This window comes from Actinosynnema sp. NPDC059335 (genome assembly GCF_042752395.1).
GTDB lineage: Bacteria > Actinomycetota > Actinomycetes > Mycobacteriales > Pseudonocardiaceae > Actinosynnema.
In genome coordinates this window covers 1-5,651 of sequence record NZ_JBHYXZ010000273.1, presented here as the reverse complement: position 1 = coordinate 5,651, position 5,651 = coordinate 1, and the positions used below count along the sequence as shown (strand labels likewise).

Annotated in this window: 5 protein-coding genes, 1 tRNA gene and 1 other RNA gene; 3 read left to right on the top strand and 4 right to left on the bottom strand. The window is 71.9% G+C overall.

The features are described 5' to 3' along the window. Positions 1 to 137 precede the first annotated feature (137 nt). Positions 138 to 222: transfer RNA gene (locus tag ACFXGA_RS39310), tRNA-Ser, on the bottom strand. Positions 223 to 310: 88 nt separating this feature from the next. Between ACFXGA_RS39310 and ACFXGA_RS39305 the strand changes: the two genes are divergently transcribed. Next, on the top strand, positions 311 to 1,213 hold the full coding sequence (locus tag ACFXGA_RS39305) for an iron-siderophore ABC transporter substrate-binding protein (RefSeq protein ID WP_378098011.1): 903 nt from the start codon (positions 311 to 313) through the stop codon (positions 1,211 to 1,213). Between the two features lie 4 nt (positions 1,214 to 1,217). Here ACFXGA_RS39305 and ACFXGA_RS39300 read toward each other — a convergent pair whose 3' ends face one another. The 3 genes from ACFXGA_RS39300 to ACFXGA_RS39290 are packed head-to-tail and all read right to left on the bottom strand — an operon-like array spanning position 1,218 to position 3,921. Then, positions 1,218 to 2,516, bottom strand: coding sequence for a mannosyltransferase family protein (locus ACFXGA_RS39300; RefSeq protein WP_378098009.1), 1,299 nt, complete (start codon positions 2,514 to 2,516; stop codon positions 1,218 to 1,220). Beyond that, on the bottom strand, positions 2,513 to 2,926 hold the full coding sequence (locus ACFXGA_RS39295; RefSeq protein WP_378098006.1) for a GtrA family protein: 414 nt from the start codon (positions 2,924 to 2,926) through the stop codon (positions 2,513 to 2,515). The genes ACFXGA_RS39300 and ACFXGA_RS39295 overlap by 4 nt, the downstream gene beginning before the upstream one ends. Further along, positions 2,923 to 3,921 (bottom strand): glycosyltransferase family 2 protein, encoded by a 999-nt coding sequence (locus ACFXGA_RS39290; protein ID WP_378098003.1) that lies wholly within the window; start codon positions 3,919 to 3,921, stop codon positions 2,923 to 2,925. Before ACFXGA_RS39290 ends, ACFXGA_RS39295 begins: the two co-directional genes overlap by 4 nt. 213 nt (positions 3,922 to 4,134) lie before the next feature. On the opposite strand from ACFXGA_RS39290, the gene ffs reads away from it, so the two are divergent. Further along, positions 4,135 to 4,229: signal recognition particle sRNA small type (ffs, locus tag ACFXGA_RS39285), an RNA gene on the top strand. 31 nt (positions 4,230 to 4,260) lie between these two features. Beyond that, the coding region (locus ACFXGA_RS39280; RefSeq protein ID WP_378098000.1) for a DNA polymerase III subunit gamma and tau at positions 4,261 to 5,651 on the top strand (1,391 nt) is incomplete at its 3' end.

The window sequence follows — 5,651 nt, the reverse complement described above, 5'->3', positions numbered from 1 at the left end:
TTATAAACCCCCCCCCAGGCCGTCCCCCCCGTTTACGCGCCCCCCCCGGGTCTCCCCGGGGGGGGGGGGGCGCCCCGGGCCCCCGCCGCCCCCCCCCCGGCCCGGGCGCGGGGGGGGCCCCCCGGGGCACTGGTCTGCGGAGGATACGGGATTTGAACCCGTGAGGGGGTTAACCCAACACGATTTCCAGTCGTGCGCACTAGGCCGCTATGCGAATCCTCCGTGGCGGAGTCTAACGGAGGTGCCGTGCGGCTCCCAAAACGGGTGGTCGGCTCCATCGGTCGCCTATGGGTTCGGTTAGGCTTGCCTAATGAAGCGTGGTCTCGTGGTGCTGCTGTCCGCCCTGCTCCTGGCCGCCTGCGGCGGGGGCGAACCCGAACCCGAACCGGCCGCCGCCGGGGTGACGGTCGACACCCGGTTCGGTCCCGTGACGGTCGAGGAGCCGCCCACGCGGGTGGTCGCGCTGGGCTGGTCGGACGCCGAGACCGCGCTGGCCCTGGGGGTGCGGCCGGTGGGCGCGAGCGACTGGCTCGGGTTCGGCGGCAAGGGCGTCGGGCCGTGGGCGGAGGGCCTCTACGAGCAGGCCCCGACGCTGCTCGGCACCACGGAGATCGACTACGAGGCCGTCGCCGCGCTCCAGCCCGACCTCATCCTCAACACCCGGTCGGACAACGACGAGCGCAAGCACGAGACGCTGTCCAAGATCGCGCCCACGATCGGCGCGCCGAAGGACGTCATCCCCTACGGCACGTCGTGGCGGCAGCAGGTGGAGATGGTCGCGAAGGCGCTGGGCAAGGTCGCCGAGGGCGAGAGGATCATCGCCGACCTGGACGCGAAGTTCGCCGCGAACCGGAAGTTCGAGGGCAGGACCACCGTCGTCGGCGCGTACTTCGACGGCAAGTTCGGCGCGTACGTGTCCGGCGACGCCCGCACCGACTTCATGAAGGCCATCGGCTTCACGCCGCGGCAGGACGTCGAGGACCTCGCGTCCGGCACCTTCTACGTCGACATCTCCGCCGAGCGGCTGGACCTGCTCGCCGCCGACCTGACGGTGCTGTTCCCGATCGGCGGCGACGCGTCCGCGCTGAAGGCCAACCCGCTGGTGCTCGAGGACGAGGACCTGGTCAACGCCTTTTCCAGCGGTTCGTCGCTGGGCATGGCGTACGCCCTGGACCACGCGGTCCCCCTGTTCACCGCCGCGCTGGCGGGCTGAGGGGTCAGCCCGCCCAGAACCCCGCCACGAACAGCAGGTAGATCGACCCCTGCACGAGCGTCGACGCGTACAGCGAGCCGTGCAGCACGGGGCGGAGGGCGGGCCTCCGCTCGGCCGCCAGCACCATCGCGAGGTAGATCACCAGGCACGGCACCAGGTAGCGGTGCACCGACACCACGTTGCTGTTCAGCGTGAGCATCACGAACGACGCGAGCCCGAACCCCGCCAGCGGCAGGCCGTCCCGCCGCAGCGCCACGACCACGTAGACCGAGGCCGCCACCAGCACCGCCAGGCCGGTCAGCGGCAGGATGTGGCTCATCAGCTGCCACCCGTCCGGGCGACCGGACGCGAGCGCCCGCCACGAGGTCGACACCTCGTCGGAGAGCGTCGCGACGATGTTCGGGTTCAGCACGTGGTAGGCCCACGAAGCCACCCCGTCGTAGGCGTGCATCATCGCCAGCGCGTCGTCCTTGACCAGCCACAGGTGCAGCGCGTACAGCGCGAAGCCCAGGAAGGCGGCGGGGAACAGCAGCAACCGCCAGGACAGCAGCCCGCGCGGCCGCCACTCGCGGGAGCGGAAGAACTCCAGCGCGCACAGGCCCACGAACAGGGCCGCGGTGATCCGGGTGGCGGTCAGCGGCACCAGGCACAGGGCCATCCACCCCCAGCGGCGGCGCAGCGCGAACAGGTACGCCCAGAACCCGAGGGCGCAGAAGACCGCCTCGCTGTAGAACGCGTGCAGGAAGAACGCGGCGGGCGCGGTGAGGAACGCCACGACCACCAGCCAGGCGGCGCTCTCGCGCAGGGGGAAGTGGCGGGCGATCCGCAGCAGCGCGGTGGCGGCGAGCCACGTCGCGACGCCGTTCACCGCCATGCCGGCCGCGAGCGGGCCGAGCAGCCCGAACGTCGCGGCCTGCACCAGCCACACCAGGAGCGGGAAGACCGGGTAGAACGCCGTCAGCCACGGCGCCCGCGGGTCGACGTAGCCGCCGTCGGCGATGTTGCCGAAGCTCTCCGAGTCCCACCGGAACGTGTGCGACAGCAGGGTGGCGTCCGGTCCGAGGACCCGGACCGGGTACCCCTCGTCGACCGGCAGGGCGCCCTGGAACAGCACGGCGACCGCGGTGAGCACCGCGTGCCAGGCGAAGACCAGCGCGAACGTCCGGGCCCAGTCGGAGGACAGCGCGCGGCGCGCCCGTGACGGGCGTCGGTCCGCCACCGGTCCCGCGGTCGCGGCGACCGTCACCTCCGGTGATCCCGCGTCCACGGCCGACGTCGCCGAGGACTCGACCTGAGCGGTCATGGCGCGGTATCCCCTCGCTTGAAGACGACCCTGCTGTAGAGCGTGTAGTTCCACGCGAAACCGACGACGAGACCCGCGAGCTTGGGCGCGACCACGCCCGCCGGGTCGGGAGGGCCGTCGAGCGCCGCGCCGGTGGCGAGGATCACCAGGGGTTGCAGGACCCACAGGCCGAACGCGGTGACCAGGACGAACAGGGACAGCTGGCGGCGCACGTCCCCGCCGTCGGACCGGAAGGTGTACGACCGGTTCAGGGTGAAGCTCAACGCCATGCCGGCCGAGGTGGACAGCAGGTTGGCCACGAACACCGGCAGGCCCGCGAGCACCAGGGCGGTGTAGCCGACGAGGTCGACCAGCGTGTTCGCCACACCCACCACGCCGAACCGGAGCTTGGTCGCGGTGGACCCCTTCACCGCGATCCGCTCGACTCGGTCAGGGCGTAGGGCTGCTCGGTCAGGTCGCGCGAGGGCGCCGTGAAGACGTTGGCCACCGTGTAGAGCGGTCGGCCCTGGGACTGCGCGTACGTGCGGCCGACGTAGCTGCCGAGCACGCCCAGCATGACGATCTGGATGCCGCCGAGGAAGAACATCGCGATGGTGAGGAACGCCCAACCGGGGACGGCGGTCTCCGGCGCGAGGACCTTGACCCCCGCCGCGTACAGGATGCCGAGGAAGCTGAGGAACGAGATGGCGTAGCCCATGCGGCTGATCAGCTTGAGCGGCGCCACGGAGAAGCCCAGGATGCCGTCGGCGGCGAACCGCAGCATCTTGCCGAGCGGGTAGCCGGTCGTGCCCGCGTGCCGGTCGTCGCGGTCGAACAGCACCCCGGTCTGCCGGAACCCGACGTAGCTCACCAGCCCGCGCAGGAAGCGGTCGCGCTCGCGGAACTTGCGCAGCTCGTCGACCACCTTGCGGTCGATGAGCCGGAAGTCGCCGGTGTCGCGCGGGATGTCGATCGAGGCGATCTTCTGGAGGACCAGGTAGAAGGCGCTCGCCGTGACGCGCTTGAACCAGCTGTCCCGGCGGGAGCGGCGCTGGGCGTAGACGACGTCGTAGCCCTCTTCCCACTTCGCGATCAGCTCCAGGCTGACCCGCGGCGGGTCCTGCATGTCGCTGTCCATGATGATCACCGCGTCCGCGTCGACCAGGTCCAGTCCCGCGGTGACCGCCATCTGGTGGCCGAAGTTGCGCGATAAGTCGATCACCGTGACGCGGTCGTCGCGCGTCGCCACCTCGTGCAACCGCGTGAGCGAGTCGTCGCGGCTGCCGTCGTTGACGTAGATGAAGCCGACGTCGTAGCGATCGGCGAGGGGCCGGACCACCTCGGAGACCGTGCTGTGCAGGAGCGCGATGTTCTCCGCTTCGTTGTAGATCGGGAAGATGTAGGTCACGGATCTCTTCGCGGTCACCTGCGAAGCCTGGTCGGCCACGGGACTGCCCGCCTCCCTGTCGTGCGGTCGATTCGGCGAGGGCGCAGTCCTGGTTGGAACGCGCCGGCATCGTCGACGGAACTGCACGTCCGGGTGACACCCCTTGCGCTCTCGCGGCGATCATCGTAGGGGTGCCGCCGACCGCTCAGGTGAGGCCCGGGTTACGGTCGGAAGGCGACCGGCTACACTGGACGCGGACCTCGTGCGGCACACATCTCGCGAACCTCCCCAGGGCCGGAAGGCAGCAAGGATAAGCGGGCTCTGGTGGGTGCACGGGGTCCCCTTTCGTTGTCGGACCCTCCCGGTAAGGTCGCCGACGTGGCGCTCGCCCTCTACCGCAAGTACCGTCCGGCGACCTTCGGCGAGGTCGTCGGGCAGGAGCACGTCACCGAGCCGCTGCGCACCGCCCTGGCAGCGGGCCGGGTCAACCACGCGTACCTGTTCTCCGGGCCGCGCGGCTGCGGCAAGACGTCCAGCGCCCGCATCATGGCGCGCTCCCTCAACTGCGTGAACGGGCCGACGCCGGACCCGTGCGGCGAGTGCAACTCGTGCGTCGGCCTCGCGCCCAACGGGCCGGGCAGCGTGGACGTGGTCGAGCTGGACGCGGCCAGCCACGGCGGCGTGGACGACGCCCGCGAGCTGCGCGACAAGGCGTTCTACGCGCCGGCCGAGTCGCGGTACCGGGTGTTCATCATCGACGAGGCCCACATGGTCACCACGCAGGGCTTCAACGCCCTGCTGAAGATCGTGGAGGAGCCGCCCGAGCACCTCATCTTCATCTTCGCGACCACCGAGCCGGACAAGGTGCTGCCCACCATCCGCTCGCGCACGCACCACTACCCGTTCCGGCTGATCCCGCCGAGCTCGATGCGGGCGCTGCTGGAGCGCAACTGCGCGGCGGAGGGCGTGGCGGTCGAGCCGTCGGTGTTCCCGCTGGTCATCCGCGCGGGCGGCGGGTCGGCGCGGGACACGCAGTCGGTGATGGACCAGCTCCTGTCCGGCGCGGGCCCCGAAGGGGTGCGCTACGACCGGGCGATCGCGCTGCTCGGCGTGACCGACGTGGCGTTGATCGACGACGTGGTGGACGGCCTGGCGCAGGGCGACGGCTCGGCCGTGTTCGGCACCATCGACCGCCTGGTCGAGGCGGGCCACGACCCGCGCCGCTTCGCCTCCGACCTGCTCGACCGGCTGCGCGACCTCGTGCTGCTGCACGCCGTGCCGGACGCGGCGGAGCGCGGCCTGGTGTCCGTGCCGGACGACGAGCTGGCCAAGATGCTCGCCCAGCGGGACGCGACGCGACCCGCGACCGTCACCCGGTGGGCGGAGATCCTGCACCAGGGGTTGACCGAGATGCGCGGCTCGACCGCGCCCCGGCTGCTGCTCGAACTGGTGACCGCGCGGATGCTGCTGCCGTCGGTCGGCGACGTCGAGTCCGGCCTGCTCCAGCGCGTCGAACAGCTGGAACGCCACGGTCCGCCCGCCGGCGGGTCGGCGGGTCCCGCGCCGGAGACCCGCTTCCAGCGCCCGTCCCAACGCGCCGCCGAGCCGGCCGCGCCGCAGCCCCAACCGCCGGCCCCGGTCGCGCCCGCCCCGGCCACGCCGGCCGGCCTGCCCGCGCCCCCGGTGCTGAAGTCGGCCGCGATGAGGTCCGCCGGCGCGCCGCCCGCCGGGGAGGCGTCGACCGGGCGACCTGCTGCCGCGCCGTCCCC

Bases quoted from the DNA above. Each gene is read 5' to 3' on its own strand.
- ACFXGA_RS39305 (WP_378098011.1), top strand. From the start codon at position 311: ATGAAGCGTGGTCTCGTGGTGCTGCTGTCCGCCCTGCTCCTGGCCGCC.
- ACFXGA_RS39300 (WP_378098009.1), bottom strand. From the start codon at position 2,516: ATGACCGCTCAGGTCGAGTCCTCGGCGACGTCGGCCGTGGACGCGGGA.